The organism is Sphaerisporangium fuscum (genome assembly GCF_018531465.1).
In the GTDB taxonomy this organism is placed as follows: Bacteria; Actinomycetota; Actinomycetes; order Streptosporangiales; family Streptosporangiaceae; genus Sphaerisporangium; species Sphaerisporangium fuscum.
In genome coordinates this window covers 137,950-159,725 of the sequence record NZ_JAHDTF010000004.1, presented here as the reverse complement: position 1 = coordinate 159,725, position 21,776 = coordinate 137,950, and the positions used below count along the sequence as shown (strand labels likewise).

Sequence of the window (21,776 nt, the reverse complement as noted above, 5' to 3'; positions counted from 1 at the left end):
CGGCCCGCCGGGCACGCCTCCGCGGGCGCAGCGCTTCGGATACGCTGCGCGTCACCATGGGTGCGCACAGTGACAGCGGAGGATGGGCGCGGCGCCGGCGGCTGGCCGTCGTGGTCGCGTGCGCGGGCGTCGTGACGGCCGTCGCGGTGGCCCGGCCCGCCCACGAGCCCGGCGCCGCACGCCACCACCGGCAGCCGGGTGACCGTCCGGCCACGAACAACGACCCCCCGGCGCCCGCGCCCCGCCGTACCGGCTCCTCCGTCGCCTGGGCCGACGATCTTCCCGCCGCCTCTCCGGAGACCACCTGGCCCGGCGCCCCCTCCCCTGCGGAGGAGCGGCAGGCGGCCGCGTTGCTGCTCGGCCACCCCGCACTGGGACGGGCCGTACGCGAGCGGTACGCCCACGCGGCAGACGGTCACGAGCCCACACCCACAACCCTGCGCGTCCGTACACTGATCTTCCGGCGGCACGGCTGCGAGACCCACCGGTGCCTGCAGCTGTTCGTCTGGTTCCCGGACGGCGGCATGCTCGACGCCGGCAGGATCATCGCCGACCTGTCGACCGGCGCCATCCGTGTCCTGAAGTGGGGATAAGACTCCGGGCCCGCATGATTTGCCCAGACATGACGGGTTCGGGCCGACAACATGGGTTGGCGCGCTGATCTGGGGCAGGGTTAGCTCATGAACGCAGTGACGGTGCCGAGGAGCGGTGATTGATGAACGCGGACCTTGACCTGAACCGGCTGGCCGGTGGTGCGCACCATGATCCCCACTCGATCCTGGGCGCGCACCTCACCCCCGACGGGCTCACGGTGCGGGCGCTGAAGCCACTCGCCGAGAAGGTCGAGCTCGTGCTGGAGGACGGCGGCGTCCACGACATGCCCCACGAGGCGTACGGGATCTTCACCGTGACGCTGCCGGGCGTGGACAAGATCCCCGCCTACCGCCTCCGGGTCACCTACCCGGGCGGCGAGCCGCACGAGGTGGGCGATCCGTACCGCCACTGGCCCACCCTCGGCGAGATCGACCTGCACCTGATCGGCGAGGGCCGCCACGAGCGCCTGTGGGAGGTCCTCGGCGCGCGGGTCATGCGGCACGAGGACGAGGAGGGCACCGCCTTCGCCGTCTGGGCGCCCAACGCGCGCGGCGTCCGGGTCGAGGGCGGCTTCAACCACTGGAACGGCGCGGCCCACCCCATGCGGTCCCTCGGCGGCTCCGGCGTCTGGGAGCTGTTCATCCCCGGCATCGGGCCCGGCGAGCACTACAAGTTCTCCGTCCTCGGCGCCGACTCCGTCTGGCGGTCCAAGGCCGACCCGATGGCCCGCCGCACCGAACGGCCCCCGGCCACCGCCTCGATCGTCGAGGCCTCCGACTACACCTGGCGCGACGACGAGTGGCTGCGCGCGCGGGCCGAGCGGGACGCCATGGCCGAGCCGATGAGCGTCTACGAGGTGCACCTCGGCTCGTGGCGTCCCGGTCTGAGCTACCAGGAGCTCGCCACGCAACTGGTCGGCTACGTGAAGGACATGGGCTTCACCCACGTGGAGCTCCTGCCGGTCGCCGAGCACCCGTTCGGCGGCTCCTGGGGGTACCAGGTCACCTCCTACTACGCGCCGACCTCCCGTTTCGGCAGCCCGGACGAGTTCCGTCACCTCGTCGACGAGCTGCACGCGGCCGGCATCGGCGTGCTGCTCGACTGGGTGCCCGCCCACTTCCCGATGGACGAGTGGGCGCTGGCCCGCTTCGACGGCACGCCGCTGTACGAGCACGCCGACCCGCGGCGCGGCACCCACCCGGAGTGGGGCACTTACATCTTCGACTTCGGCCGCAACGAGGTGCGCAACTTCCTGGTCGCCAACGCCCTGTACTGGCTCAGGGAGTTCCACATCGACGGGCTGCGCGTGGACGCGGTGGCCTCGATGCTGTACCTCGACTACTCGCGCCGCGAAGGCGAGTGGACGCCGAACCAGTACGGCGGCCGCGAGAACCTCGACGCGGTGGAGTTCCTCAAGGAGATGAACTCTCTCGTCTACCGCGAGGAGCCCGGCATCGTCACGATCGCCGAGGAGTCGACGGCGTGGCCCGGAGTCTCCCGGCCGGTCTACCTCGGCGGGCTCGGGTTCGGCTTCAAGTGGAACATGGGCTGGATGCACGACACCCTGGCCTACCTCAAGCACGAACCGGTGTTCCGGCAGTACCACCACCACCAGATGACGTTCTCGCTGATGTACGCCTACTCCGAGAACTTCGTGCTGCCCCTGTCGCACGACGAGGTGGTGCACGGCAAGGGGTCGCTGCTCGGCAAGATGCCCGGCGACGAGTGGCAGCGCTTCGCCAACCTGCGCGCCCTGCTGGCCTTCATGTGGGCCCACCCCGGCAAGAAGCTGCTGTTCATGGGCGGTGAGTTCGGCCAGGGGTCGGAGTGGTCGGAGGAACGCGGCCTCGACTGGTGGGTGCTCGACTTCGAGCCGCACCAGGGCGTGCAGAAGCTGGTGCGCGACCTCAACCGGGTGTACGGCGAGACGCGCGCCCTGCACTCCCAGGACCACTCGCCCAAGGGCTTCCAGTGGATCGACGCCGACGACGCCTCGGGGAACGTCTTCTCGTTCGTCCGCCACGGGGACGACGGCTCGATGGTGGCCTGCGTGGCCAACTTCTCGGGCCGTCCCCACCAGGACTACCGCGTGGGCCTGCCGGCCGGGGGCCGCTGGGACGAGGTGATCAACACCGACGCCTACCCGTACCACGGCAGCGGCGTGGGCAACTTCGGCGCGGTGGAGGCCGTCGACGAGCCCTGGCACGGCCTGCCGTACTCCGTCAGCCTGCGGGTCCCGCCGCTCGGCGCCCTGTGGCTGCGCCGCGCGGGCTCACCCGGCAGCGAGCAGGAGGCCGAGGTCGCCGGCGAGCGGGCACTCCTGTCGGAGATCGAGGCGGGCGCCGGTCTGCGGAACGAGCCCGCCACCGAGGAGGGGGGCATCCGGGCCGGCGAGGTCGTCGCGCAGGCGGAGGGGACGCTCGTCCGGTCGGCGGAGGCCGTCGTGGCGGCCGAGGAGCCCGTCGCGGAGCCCGCGGACACCGTGGTGAAGGCCGAGGGGACCGCCGGGCCGCCGTCCGGGGCCGCCGCGGTCGCCCCTCCGGCCGAACCCGGTGCCGGCGACGCGCCTACCAAGGGAAATCGTCGCCTAGGGTAGCGCTATGGACGCGACAAAGGCGATCAAGGAGACGGTCGACCGGTTCCGGCAGCGGCGCACCGCGCCCGTGGTGCTCGAGCTCGATCTCACCGAAGGGCTCACCGAGGGGGCGCCCGCCGATCCGCTCGGCGCCGTCCTGTCCATGCGCAAGACCCGCCTGGCCGACGTGCTCGACGGGCTGCGCCGCGCCCGCAGGGACCCTCGGGTCAAGGGCCTGGTCGTCAAGCTGGGCGGCAGGCCCATCGGGCTCGCCATGGTGCAGGAGCTGCGCACGGCCGTCGTCCAGCTGCGGGCCGCGGGCAAGCTGACCGTGGCGTACGCCGAGACGTTCGGCGAGTTCGGCGCGGGCACCGTGCCCTACTACCTCGCCAGCGCCTTCGAGAAGGTCTACCTCCAGCCGTCCGGCGACGTCGGGCTGACCGGCATCTCGCTGGAGCAGCGCTTCCTGAAGAAGGCGCTGGACAAGGTCGGCGTCGAATACCAGATCGGCCAGCGGCACGAGTACAAGACCGCGGCCAACATGTACACCCAGGACCACATGACGGAGGCGCACCGCGAGTCGGCGGCCCGCATCGCCGAGTCCGTCATCGAGCAGATCGTGGCCGGCATCGCCGAGGGGCGTGGCCTGCCGCCGGAGCGGGTGCGCGAGCTGATCGACAAGGGCCCGTTCATCGGCGCCGAGGCCGTGGAGGCGGGGCTGGTCGACCGGCTCGCCTACCGCGACGAGGTGTACGACGAGATCCGCCAGGAGGGCGACCTCCTGCTGTACGTCTCGCGGTACGCCAGGGGCGCCATCACCAAGAAGATCCCGCACCCGGGCGAGCGGGTCGTGGCACTGATCCACGGCAACGGCATGATCCGACTGGGCCGCAGCGGCCGTAGCCCGCTCGGCGGCGGGGGCGCCATGGGGTCCGACACGATCTGCGCCGCCTTCCGGGCCGCCCGCCGCGACGACAACGTCAAGGCGATCGTGTTCCGCGTCGACAGTCCCGGCGGGTCGTACGTCGCCTCCGACGCCATCTGGCGTGAGGTCGTCCTCGCCCGCCGGGCCGGCAAGCCGGTGATCGTCTCGATGGGCGACCTGGCCGCGTCCGGCGGCTACTTCGTGTCGATGGCCGCGGACGTGATCGTCGCCCAGCCGGGCACTCTCACCGGCTCGATCGGGGTGTTCGGCGGCAAGCCGTCGATCGGCGAGCTCCTCGGCCGCATCGGCGTCACCTCCGAGGCGGTCGACGTCGGCGCCAACTCCGGCATGTTCTCCCCCAGCCGTGCCTATTCCGAGCCGCAGTGGGCCCGGGTCAACGCCTGGCTCGACCGTATCTATGACGATTTCGTGGGCAAGGTCGCCGAGGGCCGGGGCATCGACCGCGACCGCGCGCACGAGCTGGCGCGGGGCCGGGTGTGGACGGGCGCCGACGCGTTCGGCGGCGGGCTGGTCGACGAGCTGGGCGGCCTGGAGGACGCCCTGGCGCTCGCCCGCAGCAGGGCGAACCTCCCCAGGGACGCCTCGGTCCGCACCTATCCCCGCATGCATCCGCTGGAGCGGCTGCGCCCGCCGGAGTCCAGCGAGGACAAGGCGGCCGCACTCACCCGGATCCGTCTGGAGGCCTGGGGCCCCCTGACCCGCCTCGCCGCCGAACTCGGCCTCCCGTCCTACGGCCCCCTCATGCTCCCCACCTGGTGGACCATTCGCTGAGGTGTGTCAGGCGGTCCAGGCGGGGATGAGCCTGTCTCCGTCGCGGACCGCGCAGGCGTCGCCGGCCGGCTCCAGCGTGCCGTCCGGGGAGTACGCCCGGCCCCCGGGCTGGGCGGCGACGATCGCGGTCAGGCCGGACTCCTGGTCCGCGTGCACCTGCCGTCGCACGTCGGCGGGCATGACGATGGTGTCACCGGCCCCGATCACGAAACTCTCCTCGCCGAGTTCCACCGTGGCGCCCCCGGACAGGCACGTCCACACCTGCTCGACGTCGAACGCGTGGACCGGCCCTGACTGCCCGGCCCGCATGTCGACCCGCCACATCGCCAGCCCCGCCCCTCCCTGGGTGGGCGAGGCGAAGGTGGTCATGACGGCGTTGGGCGTCTCGGTACGGCGGCTTTGGGCATGGCGAATGACGGACATCCCGAACATCTCCTACAATGGACAACGTGGTTGTCTATATGGTGAACCTGGTTGTCCATCGTGTCAACTGACCCTCCTGGCTTCGAGCTGCCCCTGAGGCTGCTCCTCGGGTTCCGCACCCTGATCGACGAGCTCCACGCCGAGCTCGCCCGCCAGGGGCATCCTGACGTGCGGCCGATGTACGGCTTCGTCATGCAGGCCATCGGCCCGCAGGGGACGACCGCGGCCGAACTCGGCCGCCGCCTCGGCGTGTCCAAGCAGGCGGCGGGCAAGACGATCGACGCGCTCACCCGTATCGGCTACGTCGAGCGCGGCACCGATCCGAACGACGCCCGCCGCAAGGTCGTCCGCCTCACCGACCGCGGCGTCGACAGCCTCGTCCGGGCGGCCCGCATCTTCGACGACCTGCGGGCCCGCTGGGCGCAGATCATCGGCGAGGACCGCCTGCGCGCCCTCGAATCCGACCTCCGCCGGCTGACCCCGGCCGAATTCTTCCGCCTCGACGTCCCGGGCTGGTTCGGCGGGTACCAATGACCTTCGCCACGAGCGGGCACATCGGCGTGACATGAAACGGCCTCCCGCCGCGGACGAGGAGAACGTCCGCGGCGGGAGACGGATGGCCGTCAGGCCGAGGGAGCTCTAGGACTTCAGGAGCTCCCGGTGAGTGCCGGCCACGGACCGGATGGTGACGTTGATGCGGTTCCAGGCGTTGATCTGGGCGATCGCCAGCACGAGCGCGGCGAGGGACTCCTCGTCGTAGTGGTCGGCGGCCTCGTCCCAGACCTCGTCGGGCACACCTTCGCCGTTGTCGGCGATCCTGGTGGCGGCCTCGGCCAGCGCCAGCGCGGCCCGCTCCTCGGGGGTGAAGAACGGCGCCTCGCGCCAGGCCGCCACCGTGTAGAGCCGCTCGTCGGTCTCGCCGGCCTTTTTGGCGTCGTCGTTGTGCATCGCCAGGCAGAACCCGCACCCGTTGATCTGGCTGACCCGGATCTTCACCAGTTCGAGCGTGGCCTGCGGAAGCGGGCAGTTCTTCAGGAATGCCTCGACGGCGTACATGCCCTGGACGCCCTTGCTGATCTTGCTCAAGCTGCTCATCCGTGGCTGCATGGCGTTACTCCGTTTCGTGGTGATGTGAGGTACGGCGGTGGCCGCCGTGGGCCTGTCGGGAAGGGTCCGATCTACGGGCGACGAATCAAGATATTGAATGTCCAGTTTCTTCTCCCGCCTCCGCGCCGGCCCTCCTTCTTCAAACGAAGATCAGCGGGCGTACCACCGCCGGACGCCCTCACCGAGGTCGGGCGCGTGACGCTCGGCCGCCTCGCGCACCTCGGCCAGGGTCTGGGCGGCGAGCGCCCGCCGGTACGCCATCTCGGCCTTGCGCATCGCGGTCGACACGGCGCACGGGGCGCGGTACAGCCTCTCGGGCGCCTCCGCCCCCATGCCGCGCTGCCGGATCTCGGTGCACTGGAACGCCTCGTCGGGCCCCTCGATGGCCGTCACGACGTCCATGAGCGTGATCTTCTCGAGCGGCCGAGCCAGCCGGAAGCCACCCCTGGCCCCGGCGACCGAGGCCAGGATGCCGGCCTTGACCAGCGCCTGAAGCTGTTTGTTCAGGTACGCGGGCGGCAACTCGTAGCCGCCCGCCAGCTTCGCGGTGGGCACCGGCCGCTCGTCCCCCAGCCATGCCAGGGTCAGACAGCAGTGAATCGCCCACTCGACGCCTTCGCTCATCCGCATAATCTAGATATACCACATCCAGGTTTCCGGCCTTCGCGCCTCCACCCGCCTTCTTCTCAGGTGGTCGCCCGGTACCGGCCACGCAGCCGTACCAGCGGCGGGAGCGAGGGGTTCACGTAGTCGACGCCGAGGACCTGCGCGAGGAACAGCGTGTGATCCCCCCCGGGGATCACACGGGCGGTCTCGGCCTCCAGCGCCGCGACCCCGCCGTCGACGACGAACGCCTCGGTGTGCGTCCCGCGGTGGTGTGGCGTGCCGGCGAGCAGCAGGCGTGCGCTCGGACGTCCGGGGGTGGCGAACCGGCTGGCCACCACGGCCTGACCGCCCGACAGCAGGCTCGCGGCCCAGCGGTCCTGGCGCAGCAGCACCTCGCACAGGTACGCCGAGGAGGTGAGGCTGAGCATGACCATCGGGGGGTCGGCGGACAGTGAGGCGAACGTGGTGACGGTCGTCCCGATGTCGTCACGCCCGTCACGCACGGTGACCACGGTGACCCCCGCGACGAGTTGCCTCATCGCCTCGGTGTACTCGTTCATGGTCACCACTCCTACCACGCGAAGGAAGCGGACATACCTGGGTATACCTCCATAGAAAGGGCTATCGAGTCTTCGGGGGCATCAATGACCACTGCAGGAGAGAGCAAGAGGGCGCAGGACGTGATGCACGCCGGCGCCGAGTGCGTCGGCGAGCACGAGAGCCTGCGCAGGGCGTCCCAGATGATGCGCGACCTCGGGGTCGGCGCGCTGCCGATCTGCGGGGAGGACGACCGGCTCAAGGGGATCATCACCGACCGCGACATCGTGGTGAAGTGCATCGCGGAGGGCAAGGACATCGACCGCACCACGGCCGGCGAACTGGCCGGCGGGCTGGTGTGGGTGGACGCCGACACCAGCATCGAGGACGCGCTCACCGCGATGGAGCAGCACCGGATCAAGCGGCTGCCGGTGATCTCCAACCACCGCCTCGTCGGCATGATCAGTGAGGCCGACCTCGCGAAGGAACTGCCCGACACCAAGCTGGCGGAGTTCGTCCACCGCATCTACGCGAGCGCCTGACCCGTCCGTCCCAGCGCAAAGGGCCCCGATCGGCTCGCGATCGGGGCCCTTCACGCGCGGGTCAGCTCAGGCCGTTCTGGGTGAGCCAGTCCTTCGCGACGGCCGGCGGGTCGTCCTTGTCGACGGCGACGCGCTTCATCAGGTCGCCCAGCGTCTTGGTGTCGAGCTTGGCCGACACGGCGTTCAACGTCGTGCGGACGGTGTCGTCGGCGCCCGCCTTGTTGACGAGCGGGGTGACGTTCTGGGCGCTGAAGACGTGCTTCGGGTCCCCCAGCGACACCAGGCCGTTGATCAGGATCTTGGGGTCGGTCGTGAACACGTTGCCCACCTGGACAGCGCCGCTCTTGATGGCGTCGGCCGTGGTGTCACCGGTCGGCTTCCAGTCCTTGAACGTCAGCCCGTAGACGTCCTTGAACTGGGCCTCCCGGCGCTTCTTGAACTCCGGCGGGCCGCCGACCACGAAGTCCTTGCCGACCTTGGCGAGGTCCTCGATGGTGGTCAGGTTGTTCTTGGTGGCGGTCTCCTTGGTGACCGACAGCGAGTCCTTGTCCTCGGCGGCCGAGGAGTCGAGGATCTCCAGCTCCGCGGGGAGCTTCGACTTCAGCTCGCCGTTGACGTCGTCCTTGCTCGCCGCGGTGGTCTTGGGGTCGAGGAAGCTGAGCAGACCGCCGTTGTACTCGGGGAGCACCGTCAGGGCGCCGCTCTTGACCTGGTCGTAGAGGACCTCGCGGCTGCCGATGTTGAACTTCTCCTCCACCTGCACGCCCTTGGCCTGCAAGGCCTGGGAGTAGATGGACGCCAGCAGCACGTTCTCGGGGAAGTTGGCGGAGCCGACGACGACCTTCGCGCCGCCGCCGGAGCCGGACGCGCTGGGGGCGGCGCTGGCGCTGGAGGTGGTGCTCAGCGGGTCACCGCCACCGCACGCGCCTAGGGTGAACACCGCGGTGAGGGCGACCGCCGCGGTGGTGATGATACGCCTCATCCTGCAAAATTCCCTTCCAATTCGGGGGGTAATAGACACTAGCGGACCTTGGCGCGCCTGCTCACCCCCGGGGAGACGACCACGCGCTGCAGCAGGCCGAAAAGAAGCTGCACGAACAGCGCCAGCAGCGCCACCAGTACCGCTCCCCCCAGCGTGCTCGGGAAGTCCTTGGTCGCGAGCCCGTCGATGATGTAGCGGCCGAGCCCGCCGAGACCGACGTACGCGGCGACGGTGGCCGTCGCGACCACCTGGATCGCCGCGATGCGCAGCCCGAGCAGGATCAGCGGCAGCGCCACCGGGACGAGCACCTTCATCAGCACCTGGCCGCCGCGCAGCCCCATGCCGTACGCGGCGTCGCGCAGGTCCTCGTCGACGCCGCGGATGCCCTCGTAGGTGTTGACCAGGATGGGCGGGATCGCGAGGGCCACCAGCGGCACCAGCACCGGCCAGGTCGTCCCCACCCCGACCAGCAGCACGATCAGCACCACCAGGCCGAGGGTGGGCAGCGCCCGCGCCGCGTTGGCCGCGACCACCACCACGACGGCGCCCTTGCGCCTGTGGCCGATGAACAGGCCGAGCGGGATCGCCACGAGCATCGACAGGGCCAGGGCGACCAGCGAGAACTCGATGTGCTCCAGGAGCCGGACGGGGATGCCGCCCGAACCCGACCAGTTGGCGGAGTCACCGAAGAAGTCGATCAGCCAGTTCACGCGGTCCTCCTGGCGCGGGCCCACGGCGTCAGCAGGCGCTGCGCGAGGACGAGGAGTCCGTCGGCGAGCACGGCGAGCGCCACGACGAGCACGATGCCGACGATGATCGGCGTGTAGAACTGGCGCTGCCACCCGTCGATGAACAGGTAACCGAGGCCGCCGCGGCCGATCAGCGCGCCCACGCTGACGAGGCTGATGCTGGAGACCGTCGCCACCCGCAGGCCCGCCAGCACCACCGGCACGGCGATGGGCAGCTCGACCTGCAGCAGCCGCCGCATCTGGCCGAATCCCATGGCCACGGCCGACTGGCGCACGTGGTCGGGGACCGCGCCGAGGCCGTCCACCACGGCCGGGATCAGCACAGCGAGGGAGTAGAACGTCAACGGGATGATCACCGTCGTCTGCTCGGCGAGGCCGGTCAGCGGGATCAGGACGATGAACACCGCCAGCGACGGCAGAGAGTAGACGACGTTCATCAGGCCGACGGTGGGCTGGTAGAGCACCCGCCAGCGCGCGCTCGCCAGGCCCAGCGGCAGGGCGACGACCAGGCCGAGGATCACCGGCACCAGCGCCATGATCACGTGGTCGACGAGAAGGTGCTGGATGTTCGGCCAGTTCCTGCCGATCCAGTCCCAGCGGATCAGCGGCTCGGTGTCACCCATCGGAGACCGCCCCCGTCGCCCGCGCCAGCGCCTCGTCCAGGGCCTGCCGGGTCACCACACCCGTGAACCTGCCCTCGCCGTCCACCGCGATCGCGCAACCGGACGGGGCGAGCAGCGCGGCGTCGAGGGCGGCGCGCAGGGAGTCGTTCTCCAGGTCGAAGGTGCCGAAGGGCATGAGCCGGTCGACGTCCGCGGCGCCGTTGCCGGACGACCAGCCGAGCGGGCGGCGGTCGTCGTCCAGGACGACCTTCCAGCCGGGGACGGCCGGCTCGGAACGCACGGCCAGACCGCGCGCCGGGACGAACGAGAGCCGGCGGATGCCGCGGTCCTTGCCGAGGAAGCCCTCGACGAAGTCGTCGGCGGGCTCGGCCAGCAGGGTGGCGGGGTCGGCCACCTGGGCGAGATGGCCGCCGACGCGGAACACCGCCACCGTGTCGCCCAGCTTGATCGCCTCGTCGATGTCGTGGGTCACGAACACGATGGTCTTGCGCAGCTCCGACTGGAGCCGGAGCAGCTCGTCCTGGAGGCTGGTGCGCACGACCGGGTCGACGGCGCTGAAAGGCTCGTCCATGAGCAGCACGGGCGGGTCGGCCGCGAGGGCCCGGGCCACGCCGACGCGCTGCTGCTGCCCGCCGGACAGCTGGAAGGGGTACCGCTCGGCCAGCTTGGTGTCGAGCCCGACGCGCTCCAGCAGCTCCATGGCCCGGGCGCGCGCCTTCTTCTTGTCCCAGCCCAGGAGGTAGGGCACGGTGGCGACGTTGTCGACGATCTTGCGGTGCGGGAACAGGCCCGACTGCTGGATGACGTACCCAATGCCCCGGCGCAGCGTCGGCGGGTCGATGGCGCGGACGTCCTCGTCGTCGAGGAGAATGCGCCCCTCGGTGGCGTCGATCATGCGATTGATCATTCGCAGTGACGTCGTCTTGCCACAGCCCGAGGGCCCGACGAACACCGTTATCGCGCCCGTCGGCACCTGGAGGTTGAGATTGTCGACGGCCACCGTCCCGTCGTCGTAACGCTTGGTGACGCCTTCAAATGTGATCACGCACGACCTCGTGCTTCTCGGCCGGGTCCGCTTGGCCCGGAATCGTCGAGTCGGCTGCGTACGGCCACCGCCCGCTCGGCAGCCCCCACGGTAGGTGACGATCCGACCGCGGGTCTAACGGATCTTTCCCGACACACCCTATGGGGATCACGACCTATCTGTCCCACGACAACCGGTGCTACCGGCTTGTCATGGTTCCCCAAAAGATCGAACGTCCGCCGTCATCCCGCTTCTTTCCTGGTAGTTTCGCGATATCTATCAAAGTGGCATCGATCAACGCGCGCACGGTGACAGGCTTGGCATGATTGGCTCCCGAGTTCCGCCTCTATCCTCCTCAGCCAGGCCAAACCGCCCAGCCCGCACGAGAATTCCAGAGGTACGGCTGTGACCCAACCGCTCATCGACCAGCGATCGAGGTCCGAGCTGGTCGCAGAGCTCTACGACCGTCACGCCGCGGGCCTGTTCGCGTACTGCCACGACCAGCTCGGCGACACCGCCTCCGCCGCCGACGCCCTGACCGCCGTTCTCGCCAACGTCCCGGCCCTGGAGCCGCCGCGCGCCGCGCTGTACGCCCTCGCGCGCCGCGAGATCTACCGCCGGGACGTCGCCTACTCCTTTCCCGCGGTGGACCCCGACGCCGACCCGGCCGTGGCGCTGATCGAACGCGTCTTCCGCGAGATCCGTCCCCACCAGCGCGAGGTGCTGCTGCTGTCGGCCGTCTGCGGGCTCGACACGGTCGAGCTGGCCTGGGTGCTCGACGTGGCGGCCGACACCGCCGAGGACCTCGTGGTGAGCGGCCGCCAGCGCTTCACCCACTCCCTCACCTCGGCGGTCGCCTCCGCCCGCGCCGCCGGCCGGGTGCCGGCACAGGCGGCGCAGGTGTACGAGACGCTGCTGACCGCGCGGCCCGAGTACGCCCTGGCCCGCCTGCCCTGGCGCGCGCCGTCGCCGGGGCTGCGGGCACGCGTCCTGAGCAGGATCCCCGACGACAGACCCGCGGCCGGCGCCGCCGTACGGCCGGAGGGCGACCGGCTCTGGCCCATCACGCCGCAGTGGCCGCTGCCCTCCGGCGGCCCCGAGCGCGTGACGAACGCCGAGGTGTCGCCACCCGCCCGGCGAGGCCGCAGGTCCAAGCACGAGGCCACGACCGAACCGATGCCGATGCTCGCCGAGAGGCAACGGGCCCGCGAGGAGTCGCTCGCCGAGGAGCACAGCCGCGGGGCTTCACCGACGGAGAAGCGGGCCCGCAAGGAAACGCCGGCCGAGAGGCGGGGCCGCGAGGGATCTTCGGCCGAGGGACGGGTCAGCGAGGGGTCGCTCGCCGAGAAGGTCTCGCCCTTCCGCCGTGCCCTGTCCACCGGCCACTGGCCCACCCTCCAGCGCACCTTCGCCTTCCCCCGCCCCGACCGGTCAAAGCACGCGACGGCACCGGCCACCGCCGACGACGTCCCGGCCTCCCACCACGAGGAGCCCCCGGCCCCCGAGGCGTGGCTCGGTTCGGACGTACCGGCGAACGGCGCCGGGCGACCGTGGCGTCAGGACATGCCGCCGGCCGCTCCCCTCTCTCAGAGGGACACCGGAACCCGGGGCCCGGACGCGCTCCCCGTCGTGCCCGGCTTCGAGGCGCCCGCTGTCATTCCCAGCGCGGCGACGCCCGCTGTCGTGCCGGGCTTCGAAGCGTCCGCCGTTGTGCCGGGCTTCAAGGCACCCGCCGTCGTTCCAGGCTCGGAGGCGTCGGGAGAGAAGCGGAGCGCCTTGGCGAAGCTCGTCGCCGCCGCGGGTGCGGTGCTGAAGCGCCGGTCGGCACCCAAGCCGTCGGCGGCGGAACCCGTGCCGGCCACTGACGAACCGTCACCCGAGCAGCAGCCACCCTCCGGTCAGGTTTCCTCCCCCGCGTGGATGGAATCACCGAACGGGTGGCCGAGCAACCTGGTGGAGCTCGGTCCTCAGGACGCGTGGTCGAACGCCCTGGTGGAACTCCCGCCTCCTTCACGAAGGGGCACGCCTCGGGCGCAGGAGGCGGCACCCACTGTCCCCGCCACAACGGAAGCCGCCCGCTCGGAGGACGTGCAGGCCCCCGAAGGGACGTCCGGCACTTCCGCGACCTCCGGGACTCCCGGCACGTCCGGCACCTCCGGGACTCCCGGCACCTCTGGCACCTCCGGGACTCCCGGCACCTCCGGGGCCTCCGCGACCTTCGGGGCGTTCGGGCAGGAGGCGGGCTCGGCGACCTACCGTCCGGACCCGCTGGCGGACACCGACCCCGGCCTGATGACGCCGGCGATCGTCACGACCGGATCGGCTGGATCGGCCGGGTCCGCCGGGTCGGAGGTGGCGGAAGCCGCGGAGGAGATGCCGGCGGAACCGGCGGCGAAGCCATGGTCCTCCCGTCCCCGCCGGCATAAGCGCCTCAAGCCGATCAAGCTGGGTGAACACCACTACGATTGGCTCTGGGAACTGGGCGGACTGCTCCTGTGCGTGGCGATAGCCCTGCTCGTCTTCTTCTCCATGGGCACGTTCATCACCCACTGACCCCGCGAGTGCCGGCTTCCCCGCCGTAAAGGGGCGCTGGCACCGCCGACCACCACCCCACCGCCTCGGCGCCCTCACAAGACGCCATGCAACACCGGAGGAAATCGGCCGGGCAAGAGCGAGTGCCGGCCTCCCCGCCGTAAAGGGGCGCCGGCACCGCCGACCACCACCCCACCGCCTCGGCGCCCTCACAAGACGCCTGGAACACCGGGGGAGGCCGACGGGGCGACGCCGGACGGGCAATCGCTAGGACGATCGAACCGGCAAGGGCCGGGCCGGTGATGGGAAGGGGCCGGTGAGGGGAAGGGGGCGGTGAGGGGAAGGGGGCGGTGATGGGGGGCCGGTGTGGGGAGGTTGTCAGGGGTGTTTGGAGAGGATCAGGCCGCTGGTGGGGACGCCGGTGCCTGCGGTGATGAGGGTGTTCTGGACGTGGGGGACCTGGTTGGCGGCGGTGCCGCGGATCTGGCGGACGGCTTCGGCGATGCCGTTCATGCCGTGGATGTACGCCTCGCCGAGCTGGCCGCCGTGCGGGTTGACCGGGAGGTGGCCGTCGATCTCGATGCCGCCGTCGGCGACGAAGTCCTTGGCCTCGCCCCTGCCGCAGAATCCCAGTTCCTCCAGCTGCATCAGTACGAACGGCGTGAAGTGGTCGTACAGGATCGCCGTCTGGATGTCTGCAACCGACATTCCCGACATCTCCCATAGGCCGCGCCCCACGACCCCCATCTCCGGCAGACCCGACATGTCGTCCCGGTAGAAGCTCGTCATCATCATCTGCCCGGCCCCCGAGCCCTGCGCCGCCGCCGTGATGATCGCCGGGGGCCGCCGCAGGTCCCGCGCCCGCTCGGCGGAGGTGACGACGAGGGCCACGGCGCCGTCGCTCTCCTGGCAGCAGTCCAGCAGGTGCAGCGGCTCCACGATCCACTTCGACCGCTGGTGCTCCTCCAGCGTGATGGGACGCCCGTGGAACCACGCCGCCGGGTTCGTGGCGGCGTGGCGCCGCATCGCCACGGCCACCCTGCCGAAGTCCTCCGAGGTCACGCCGTAGGTGTGCATGTACCGCCGGGCGAACATCGCGACCCACGCGGCGGGGGTCATCAGCCCGTACGGCACGTGCCAGCTCATCTCCAGGCCCTGCGAGGACGGCTCGCCGCCGAGCCGGGCGTCCGGCTGGCCGAACCTTCGTCCCGACCGCTCGTTGAACGCCCGGTAGCAGACCACCGTGGAGGCCGTCCCCGTCGCGACGGCCATCGCGGCCTGCAGCACGGTCCCGCAGGCCGCGCCTCCCCCGTAGTGCACGCGGGAGAAGAACGTGAGGTCGCCGATGCCCACCTCACGCGCCACCCCGATCTCCTGGTTGGCGTCCTGCGTGTAGGTGACCAGGCCGTCCACGTCGGACGGCGACAGGCCGGCGTCGTCGAGCGCGGCGAGGACGGCCTCGGCGGCGAGCTGGAGCTCCGAGCGGCCGGAGTCCTTGGAGAAGTCGGTGGCGCCGATGCCGGCGATGGCCGTACGCCGGGAAAGCGAGTGCACGCGGTACCTCTTCCGGTCAGGTGGGGAGGAACAGGCGGACGGTGCCGGTGGCGTGGTCGCCGAGGCTGACCGTGCCGCGTACCGCGACCGTCACCTCGCCGCCGTCGCGGGAGGTGACCGTCCCGCTGAAGGTGAGGGTGTCGCCGGCGTACGCGGGGACGCCCAGCCGGACGTTGATGCCCCTGACCAGCGCCTCGGGGCCTGCCCAGTCGGTGACGTACCGCTCGACCAGCCCCATCGTGGTGAGGATGTTCAGGAAGATGTCCTTGGAGCCCTGGGCCCGTGCCCGCTCGACGTCGTGGTGCACCGGGGTGAAGTCCCGGGTGGCCAGCGCGGTCGAGATGACCGTCGTCGGGGTCAGCTCGACGCGCAGGGGAGGCAGGGCCGCTCCGAGTTCGATGTCGTTCTCCGCCAGTGTGCGCATCAGGACTCCCGGGGTATCCATATCGGCAGGGTCAGCTCGTCGTCCATCTCGCGATACGTCACGCGCAGCGGCATGCCGATGCTCACCTTCTCCGGGGCGCATTCCACGACGTTCCCGACGATGCGCGTCCCTTCCGGCAGTTGGACGACCGCCACCACGAAAGGCGTCTCGATTCCCGGCACCGGCGGGTTGTGGTGCACGACGTAGCTGTGGACCTCGCCCAGCCCGCTCGCCACGGTGTACGAACGGTTCGCCGACCGGCAGGAAGGGCAGATCGGTCCGGGCGGATGCCGCAGCTCACCACAGTCGCCGCATTTCTGGATCCGTAGTTCGCCTTCCCGCACACCCTCCCAGAAGAACGCGGTATCCCGGTTGATCGCGGGTTTCAAGGGGTACGGCTTGCGCTTCTCGGGCGCTGTTTTCTTCTCCCTGGGACGAAACTTGAGTATCCGGAACATCATTTCGGCGACGGGCTCGTCCGCCGAATACCACGTCACCACCCAGGTCACGAAATATCCGACGCCGAGCGCCGTCGTCTTCGGCCCCGACAACCCGGTCATCCGCGTAGCCGGGACGATCCGCTCACCCAGCCCCAGGTACCTGTGATGGGTCTGTTCGCAGTTGGTGGCCACGACGCCGGTGAAGCCGTTCTCGTCCAGGGCGGCGAGCACCTCGTCGACCGGCGTGACGCCCTTGTCGCGTATCAGCCCCGGCATCGTCCACACCTGCACCATGGCGGGCGGCGCGACGATGCGCCCGTGCACGCTCGCCGCCGCGAACTCCTCGTCGGTGTAGACCGGGTTGGCGTCCCCCATGGCCTGTGTCCAGTGGTGGATCATGGGCAGGTTCACCGGATCCGCCGCGGCGGCCCCCCGCGTCTCGCCCAGCGCGATCTGCCGCTCGGCGAGAGCGGTCAGCCGCTCGTGGACGATCGATTCAGCCGTCGTCGTCAATCCGTCTCCTCGGTGATCTCAGCGGGGCGGGCGGGGCAGGCTGAGGCCGAGCATCGCGATGAGCTCGCGCTGCACCTCGTTGACCCCGCCGCCGAAGGTCAGCACGACCGCTCCCTTGACCGCGTGGTCCAGCAGGTCCATGAACGCGGCCGTCTCCGGGTCGGACGGGTCGCCGTACCGGGCCAGGACCTCCCCGACGAGCCTGCCGACCTCCTGCATGCGCTCCGAACCGTAGATCTTGGTCGCGGAGGCGTCGGGGGCGCCCAGCCAGCCGAGGCCCATGTTGGCCGCGACCTGCCAGTTCAGCAGCTCGTTGGTGCGGAAGTAGGCGTACACGCGCCCGACGGCCCGCCGTACCGCCGGCTGCTCGACGGCCCCGGTGCGCCGGGCCCAGGCGACGAACCGGTCGTACACGTGGGCGAGGTTGCCCGCCGGACCGAGGGTGACCCGCTCGTGGTTGAGCTGGTTGACGATGAGGTCCCAGCCCTTGTTCTCCTCGCCGACCAGCATGTTCACCGGGACGCGGACGTCGCTGTAGTAGGTGGAGTTGGTGTGGTGGCGCCCGTCCATGGTGATGATCGGCGTCCAGGAGTACCCGGGGTCGGTCGTGTCGACGATCATCATCGAGATGCCGCGGTGCTTCTTGGCGCCGGGGTCGGTGCGCGCGGCCAGCCAGATGTACTGGGCGTAGTGCGCGCCGGAAGTGAAGATCTTCTGCCCGTTGACGACGTAGTGGTCGCCGTCCCGTACCGCCGTCGTGCGCAGCGAGGCGAGGTCGGTCCCGGCGCCCGGCTCGCTGTAGCCGATGGCGAAGTGGCACTCCCCCGCGAGGATGCGCGGCAGGAAGAACTCCTTCTGCTCGTCGGTGCCGTACTGCATGAGCGTCGGCCCCACCGTCTGCAGCGTGATGATCGGGTACGGGACCTCGGCGCGGGCGATCTCGTTGGCGAATATCTGCTGCTCCAGCGGCCCCAGCCCGCCCCCGCCGTACTCCTCGGGCCAGCCGAGGCCGAGCTTGCCGTCGCGGCCGAGCCTGCGGCAGTGCTCGATGTACGCCTCGCCGAACGGGTCCTGGGCGATCTTCTTGCGGTCCTCGTCCGTCAGGCAGGCGGTGAAGTATTCGCGCAGCTCGTCGCGGAGCCGCTTCTGCTCGGGAGTGAGGTCGATCAGCATCAGACGAGCGCTCCTAACGTGTCGAGCCGGGCCTCCACGCCACCGAGGAGGTGGGCTCGGTGCTTGCCCCAGGCGAAGTAGCGGTGCAGCGGGTACGTCATGTCGAGCCCGATGCCGCCGTGCAGGTGCTGGCAGGTGTAGAGGGCGACGAGGGCCGCGTCGGTCACGGTGTGCGCGGCGACGGCGAGGTCCAGATCGGCCTCCTCGTCGAGCCCCTGGTCGATCCGCCACGCCCCCGACCAGACCGCCACGTCGAGCGCCCGGCCGGCGATGTACACGTCGGCGATCTGCATGGTCACGGCCTGGAACTTGGCGAGGGCGCGGTCGAACTGCCGGCGCGTCCTGATGTACTCGGTGGTCAGCTCCAGCGCCCCCGCCAGCACACCGGACGCGCTCGCGGTGAGCGCTGCCAGCGCGAGCAGCCTCAGCGTCCCGAACGCCGCGCCGTCCGGCTCGCCCACCGGCTCACCTGGGGTCCCGTCGAGGGTGAGCACGGCCGCCGGCTCCCCCGTCGCGGTCGGCACCGGCTGCGGGGCCGCCGCCTCCGGCCTGACCAGGAACAGCCCGACCCCCTGCTCGGTGCTCGCGGGCACGAGCACGGCCTCGGACTCGGCGGCGTACGCCACCATGCTCTTGCGCCCCGACAGCAGCCACGCGCCGCCGGACTCGCGGGCGGTGGTGAGCGGCGCGGCGCCGAGGTCCCGGCCCGGTTCCAGCGGCGCGGCGGTCAGCACGATGCCGCCCTCGGCCAGGCGGCCGAGCCTCTCACGCTGCCCGGCCGTGCCGTACCGCGCGATCGTCAGGCCCGCCACCAGGGAGTCCTGCAGCGGGACGGGCACCACGTGGGCGCCGGCCTCGCGCAGCACCACCGCCATGCCCACCGCGCCGAGCCCGGCGCCGCCCGCCTCCTCCGGCAGGCAGGCGCCGACCAGGCCCGCCCGCGCGGCGGCCCGCCACAGCTCCGCGTCGTACGGCCGGCCGCTCCTGTCGTGCTCCGCGAGTCGCTCCTGGGAGGCCTCCCGGCCGAACAGCCCCGCGGCGAGCTCCTTCAGCTCCGCCTGTGTCTCGTCCAGGGTGAAATCCATCAGCGCTCCAGTAGGTGCCGCCGGCCGTGCCGGCTGAACTCGTCCTCGATCGCGGCCAGGTCGGCCGGGGTCAGCTCCCGGAAGGCGTCCGGGGCGCCGGGTGGACGCCACCAGACCGGGTCGCCGGCCCGCCAGCCCTCGGCGGCGAGGACACGCTTGACGACCTTGTGCGACGGGGTCAGCGGGAGTTCCTTCGCCACGCGCACGTACCGCGGCAGCGCCTTGCTCCCGAGGTTCCGCCGCCCGGCGAGGAACGCGGCGAAGGCGCCGGGGTCGAAACCGCCGTCGAGCACCAACGCGGCCATCACCTGGTCGCCGGCCGCCGCGTCCGGGACGGGGTAGACGGCCGCCTCGACGACCCCGGGGAACTCACGGATCACCGCCTCGATGGGCGCGACCGCGAGGTTCTCGCCGTCGACCCGCAGCCGCTCGGTGCCGCGCCCGGCGAAGTACACGAAGCCGTCCGGGTCGGCGTACGCCAGGTCACCGCTCCAGAAGGCGCCGTCCCTGACCCGCTCGCCGTCGGCCTCGGGGTCGTTGTAGTAGCCGTCGAACAGGCCGACACCCCGCGTGTTCACCAGCTCGCCGACGGCCTCGTGCCCGTTGACCAGGCGGCCGTCCTGGAGGATCGCGGGCGGGCAGCGGCGGCCGGTGGACGGGTCGCGGATCTCCACCCCTTCCGGCAGGCGTCCCAGGCTGCCCGGCGGGCCGGAGGGGACGGGCGTGATCGAGATGGCGGTCTCCGTCGAGCCGAAGGAGTCGACGACGCGGCAGCCGAACCGTTCGGCGAACCTCCTGGTCGCGGTCGCGCTTCCCTCGTTGCCGAAGGCGATCCGGAGCGGGTTGTCGGCGTCGTCGGGCCGTTCGGGGGTGGCCAGGACGTACGACAGGGCCTTGCCGACGTACTGCAGGTACGTGCAGCCGTACCGCCGCAGGTCGGGGAGCAGGCCCGAGGCGGAGAACCGCCTGCGCAGCGCGATCGCCGCCCCGCTGGCGACGGCCGGGGCGTACGCGGCCATGATCGCGCCGGAGTGGAAGAGCGGCATGGAGCAGTAGACGACGTCCTGCGGCGTCAGCATGGCCGCCAGGGACGTGCCGGGAATGGCGATCTTGCGCTGGGTCACCTTCACGGCCCTGGGCCGTCCGGAGGTGCCGGAGGTGAAGATCAGCATCACCAGGTCGCTCGGGGCCGCGGCATCGTACGCCCCCGGGCCGGGCTCGGCCGGGTCGTGCCCGCCGCTCATCCCCCCGCCCGGGTCGGCAGGGACGGCCGGGAGCTCGAGGCGCTCGGCCACGTGGGCGGCGACCTCGGTGTACGACGGCTCGTGCACCAGCAGTTCGACGTCCGTCGCACGGGCGTCCCTGACCAGCTCCTCGGCGCTCCTGGTGGCGTTCAGGGCGACGAGCACGTGCCCGGACAGCGCGGCGCCGCCCAGGAGGAACAGCAGCTCGGGCACGTTGTCGAAGAGCACGCCGAAGTGCAGCGGGCGGTCGTGGGGGGCGTCCCGGCGACGGGCGGCCTCCTCCAGGCAGGCGGCACGGAGGCGGCATTCGGCGACGTACTCGCGCCACGACCACGTCCGGCCCTCGAACAGCAGGCCGGGCCGGTCGTCCCGCGCCCGCGACCGGAGCAGCCCCGCGAGCGTGTCCGCCGACATGACGCCTCCAAGCAGGTCTCCGCCTGTGATCGGCCCGTGGAGCCCCGCCGGCCGATCAAACCGGTCAGCCGCAAACTAGAACACATTCTAATAACTGTCCAGGGCCAATTCAGGTGACAACCCTCTGACATCTCTTCGCAACACAAACGTCATGGAAGACCGGCATTCGTTGTGACTGGTCAGTAACAAGCCCTACCTGCGAGTAATCCGGTAACGTGTTCTCATGCGCACCCCGCATGCAGGCACCGCGGCCGCCCCCGCCCCTATTGGGCCCGAGGGCGACCACGCGGCGCACCCGTCTTCGGCGGCCCCGGTCTCCTCCGGCGTCCGCACGCGCAGCCAGCACCAACGGCGCAAGCGCATCGTCCAGGCCGCCGCGGCGCTCGCGTCCCGCGGCGGTGTCGAGGCCATGCAGATGCGCACGGTGGCCGAGCGAGCCGGCGTCGCCCTCGGCACGCTCTACCGCTACTTCCCGTCCAAGATGGATCTCGTCGTCGCCGTGGTCGGCGAAGAGATCGACCTGCTCGAGAGCAGCATCGAGCGGCGACCGCCGAGCGCCACGTCCCCGGCGGGGCGGGCGGTCGACGTGCTCATGCGCGCCACGCGCGGGCTCATGCGCGAGCCCGAGCTGGCCGACGCGCTGATCCGCTCGCTCATCATGGCGGAGGTCGACACGCCCTTCGGCGACCGCATGGCGGGCCTCCTGCTGCGGGTCTCCGGCGACGGGCTGACGACCGAGTCGGCCACCGAGGAGCAGTTCGCCCTCGCCGGCTCGCTGGCGAGCGTCTGGGTCCACGAGCTGCTCGAAATGCTGCGCGGCCGGCGCACTTACGAGCAGATCCAACGCCGCATCGAAATCGCCGCCGACCGTCTTCTCGCCGACTTCGCCGCTATTCGACCGAACGCCCAATAAGGCGG

The 21,776-nt window shown here is 71.1% G+C and carries 21 protein-coding genes; 7 read left to right on the top strand and 14 right to left on the bottom strand.

What is annotated here, in order from left to right:
• Positions 1-56: 56 nt before the first annotated feature.
• From KIK05_RS05745 to sppA, 3 genes are all read left to right on the top strand, one after another.
• Positions 57-593: a hypothetical protein gene (locus tag KIK05_RS05745; RefSeq protein WP_214409494.1), complete on the top strand. Its 537-nt coding sequence runs from the start codon at positions 57-59 to the stop codon at positions 591-593.
• Between the two features lie 122 nt (positions 594-715).
• Positions 716-3,190, top strand: coding sequence for a 1,4-alpha-glucan branching protein GlgB (gene glgB / locus KIK05_RS05740; RefSeq protein WP_250562302.1), 2,475 nt, complete (start codon positions 716-718; stop codon positions 3,188-3,190).
• Between the two features lie 4 nt (positions 3,191-3,194).
• A complete protein-coding gene (gene sppA, locus KIK05_RS05735; RefSeq protein WP_214409493.1) occupies positions 3,195-4,886 on the top strand; it encodes a signal peptide peptidase SppA in 1,692 nt (563 codons plus the stop codon).
• Between the two features lie 6 nt (positions 4,887-4,892).
• On the opposite strand, the gene KIK05_RS05730 is transcribed toward sppA, so the two are convergent.
• Positions 4,893-5,309 (bottom strand): cupin domain-containing protein, encoded by a 417-nt coding sequence (locus KIK05_RS05730; protein WP_214409492.1) that lies wholly within the window; start codon positions 5,307-5,309, stop codon positions 4,893-4,895.
• Positions 5,310-5,369: 60 nt separating this feature from the next.
• On the opposite strand from KIK05_RS05730, the gene KIK05_RS05725 reads away from it, so the two are divergent.
• Positions 5,370-5,843: a MarR family winged helix-turn-helix transcriptional regulator gene (locus KIK05_RS05725; RefSeq protein WP_214409491.1), complete on the top strand. Its 474-nt coding sequence runs from the start codon at positions 5,370-5,372 to the stop codon at positions 5,841-5,843.
• Between the two features lie 105 nt (positions 5,844-5,948).
• Here KIK05_RS05725 and KIK05_RS05720 read toward each other — a convergent pair whose 3' ends face one another.
• The 3 genes from KIK05_RS05720 to KIK05_RS05710 form a co-directional block, all read right to left on the bottom strand.
• On the bottom strand, positions 5,949-6,404 hold the full coding sequence (locus tag KIK05_RS05720; RefSeq protein ID WP_372455567.1) for a carboxymuconolactone decarboxylase family protein: 456 nt from the start codon (positions 6,402-6,404) through the stop codon (positions 5,949-5,951).
• Between the two features lie 162 nt (positions 6,405-6,566).
• Positions 6,567-7,040, bottom strand: a complete 474-nt coding sequence (locus KIK05_RS05715; protein WP_214409489.1) for an RrF2 family transcriptional regulator — start codon at positions 7,038-7,040, stop codon at positions 6,567-6,569.
• Between the two features lie 62 nt (positions 7,041-7,102).
• Positions 7,103-7,582 carry a flavin reductase family protein gene (locus tag KIK05_RS05710; RefSeq protein WP_214409488.1) on the bottom strand — a complete coding sequence of 160 codons (480 nt, stop codon included), beginning with the start codon at positions 7,580-7,582 and terminating at the stop codon, positions 7,103-7,105.
• A gap of 84 nt (positions 7,583-7,666) precedes the next feature.
• On the opposite strand from KIK05_RS05710, the gene KIK05_RS05705 reads away from it, so the two are divergent.
• Positions 7,667-8,101 carry a CBS domain-containing protein gene (locus tag KIK05_RS05705; protein ID WP_214409487.1) on the top strand — a complete coding sequence of 145 codons (435 nt, stop codon included), beginning with the start codon at positions 7,667-7,669 and terminating at the stop codon, positions 8,099-8,101.
• 61 nt (positions 8,102-8,162) lie between these two features.
• Here KIK05_RS05705 and KIK05_RS05700 read toward each other — a convergent pair whose 3' ends face one another.
• The 4 genes from KIK05_RS05700 to KIK05_RS05685 are packed head-to-tail and all read right to left on the bottom strand — an operon-like array spanning position 8,163 to position 11,500.
• The gene (locus tag KIK05_RS05700; RefSeq protein ID WP_214409486.1) at positions 8,163-9,083 is read right to left on the bottom strand and encodes an ABC transporter substrate-binding protein; all 921 of its coding nucleotides are present in this window, start codon (positions 9,081-9,083) and stop codon (positions 8,163-8,165) included.
• Between the two features lie 38 nt (positions 9,084-9,121).
• Entirely contained in the window at positions 9,122-9,793 is a 672-nt protein-coding gene (locus tag KIK05_RS05695; RefSeq protein WP_214409485.1) for an ABC transporter permease, read from the bottom strand.
• The gene (locus KIK05_RS05690) at positions 9,790-10,455 is read right to left on the bottom strand and encodes an ABC transporter permease (protein ID WP_214409484.1); all 666 of its coding nucleotides are present in this window, start codon (positions 10,453-10,455) and stop codon (positions 9,790-9,792) included. Before KIK05_RS05690 ends, KIK05_RS05695 begins: the two co-directional genes overlap by 4 nt.
• On the bottom strand, positions 10,448-11,500 hold the full coding sequence (locus KIK05_RS05685; protein WP_214409483.1) for an ABC transporter ATP-binding protein: 1,053 nt from the start codon (positions 11,498-11,500) through the stop codon (positions 10,448-10,450). The genes KIK05_RS05690 and KIK05_RS05685 overlap by 8 nt, the downstream gene beginning before the upstream one ends.
• A 384-nt stretch (positions 11,501-11,884) precedes the next feature.
• Between KIK05_RS05685 and KIK05_RS05680 the strand changes: the two genes are divergently transcribed.
• Positions 11,885-14,032 (top strand): hypothetical protein, encoded by a 2,148-nt coding sequence (locus tag KIK05_RS05680; RefSeq protein ID WP_214409482.1) that lies wholly within the window; start codon positions 11,885-11,887, stop codon positions 14,030-14,032.
• A 357-nt stretch (positions 14,033-14,389) separates the two neighbouring features.
• Here the strand turns inward: KIK05_RS05680 and KIK05_RS05675 are convergent, their stop codons facing one another.
• Genes KIK05_RS05675 through KIK05_RS05650 form a run of 6 tightly spaced genes read right to left on the bottom strand, consistent with a single transcriptional unit; the run spans position 14,390 to position 20,858 of the window.
• Entirely contained in the window at positions 14,390-15,565 is a 1,176-nt protein-coding gene (locus KIK05_RS05675; protein ID WP_214409481.1) for a lipid-transfer protein, read from the bottom strand.
• A 16-nt stretch (positions 15,566-15,581) separates the two neighbouring features.
• Positions 15,582-15,989, bottom strand: a complete 408-nt coding sequence (locus tag KIK05_RS05670) for a MaoC family dehydratase (RefSeq protein ID WP_214409480.1) — start codon at positions 15,987-15,989, stop codon at positions 15,582-15,584.
• Positions 15,989-16,942, bottom strand: a complete 954-nt coding sequence (locus KIK05_RS05665; protein WP_214409479.1) for a bifunctional MaoC family dehydratase N-terminal/OB-fold nucleic acid binding domain-containing protein — start codon at positions 16,940-16,942, stop codon at positions 15,989-15,991. Before KIK05_RS05665 ends, KIK05_RS05670 begins: the two co-directional genes overlap by 1 nt.
• Positions 16,943-16,960: 18 nt before the next feature.
• Positions 16,961-18,115: an acyl-CoA dehydrogenase family protein gene (locus KIK05_RS05660; RefSeq protein WP_214409478.1), complete on the bottom strand. Its 1,155-nt coding sequence runs from the start codon at positions 18,113-18,115 to the stop codon at positions 16,961-16,963.
• Positions 18,115-19,200, bottom strand: coding sequence for an acyl-CoA dehydrogenase family protein (locus KIK05_RS05655; protein WP_214409477.1), 1,086 nt, complete (start codon positions 19,198-19,200; stop codon positions 18,115-18,117). The genes KIK05_RS05660 and KIK05_RS05655 overlap by 1 nt, the downstream gene beginning before the upstream one ends.
• A complete protein-coding gene (locus tag KIK05_RS05650; RefSeq protein ID WP_214409476.1) occupies positions 19,200-20,858 on the bottom strand; it encodes an AMP-binding protein in 1,659 nt (552 codons plus the stop codon). Before KIK05_RS05650 ends, KIK05_RS05655 begins: the two co-directional genes overlap by 1 nt.
• Before the next feature lie 223 nt (positions 20,859-21,081).
• On the opposite strand from KIK05_RS05650, the gene KIK05_RS05645 reads away from it, so the two are divergent.
• Positions 21,082-21,771, top strand: coding sequence for a TetR family transcriptional regulator (locus KIK05_RS05645; protein ID WP_250562301.1), 690 nt, complete (start codon positions 21,082-21,084; stop codon positions 21,769-21,771).
• Positions 21,772-21,776: the final 5 nt, after the last annotated feature.

Coding starts and splice junctions, on each gene's coding strand:
- KIK05_RS05745 (WP_214409494.1), top strand. CDS start 57: ATGGGTGCGCACAGTGACAGCGGAGGATGGGCGCGGCGCCGGCGGCTG.
- glgB (WP_250562302.1), top strand. CDS start 716: ATGAACGCGGACCTTGACCTGAACCGGCTGGCCGGTGGTGCGCACCAT.
- sppA (WP_214409493.1), top strand. CDS start 3,195: ATGGACGCGACAAAGGCGATCAAGGAGACGGTCGACCGGTTCCGGCAG.
- KIK05_RS05730 (WP_214409492.1), bottom strand. CDS start 5,309: ATGTCCGTCATTCGCCATGCCCAAAGCCGCCGTACCGAGACGCCCAAC.
- KIK05_RS05720 (WP_372455567.1), bottom strand. CDS start 6,404: ATGAGCAGCTTGAGCAAGATCAGCAAGGGCGTCCAGGGCATGTACGCC.
- KIK05_RS05715 (WP_214409489.1), bottom strand. CDS start 7,040: ATGAGCGAAGGCGTCGAGTGGGCGATTCACTGCTGTCTGACCCTGGCA.
- KIK05_RS05710 (WP_214409488.1), bottom strand. CDS start 7,582: ATGAACGAGTACACCGAGGCGATGAGGCAACTCGTCGCGGGGGTCACC.
- KIK05_RS05705 (WP_214409487.1), top strand. CDS start 7,667: ATGACCACTGCAGGAGAGAGCAAGAGGGCGCAGGACGTGATGCACGCC.
- KIK05_RS05700 (WP_214409486.1), bottom strand. CDS start 9,083: ATGAGGCGTATCATCACCACCGCGGCGGTCGCCCTCACCGCGGTGTTC.
- KIK05_RS05690 (WP_214409484.1), bottom strand. CDS start 10,455: ATGGGTGACACCGAGCCGCTGATCCGCTGGGACTGGATCGGCAGGAAC.
- KIK05_RS05670 (WP_214409480.1), bottom strand. CDS start 15,989: ATGCGCACACTGGCGGAGAACGACATCGAACTCGGAGCGGCCCTGCCT.
- KIK05_RS05660 (WP_214409478.1), bottom strand. CDS start 18,115: ATGCTGATCGACCTCACTCCCGAGCAGAAGCGGCTCCGCGACGAGCTG.
- KIK05_RS05655 (WP_214409477.1), bottom strand. CDS start 19,200: ATGGATTTCACCCTGGACGAGACACAGGCGGAGCTGAAGGAGCTCGCC.
- KIK05_RS05650 (WP_214409476.1), bottom strand. CDS start 20,858: ATGTCGGCGGACACGCTCGCGGGGCTGCTCCGGTCGCGGGCGCGGGAC.
- KIK05_RS05645 (WP_250562301.1), top strand. CDS start 21,082: ATGCGCACCCCGCATGCAGGCACCGCGGCCGCCCCCGCCCCTATTGGG.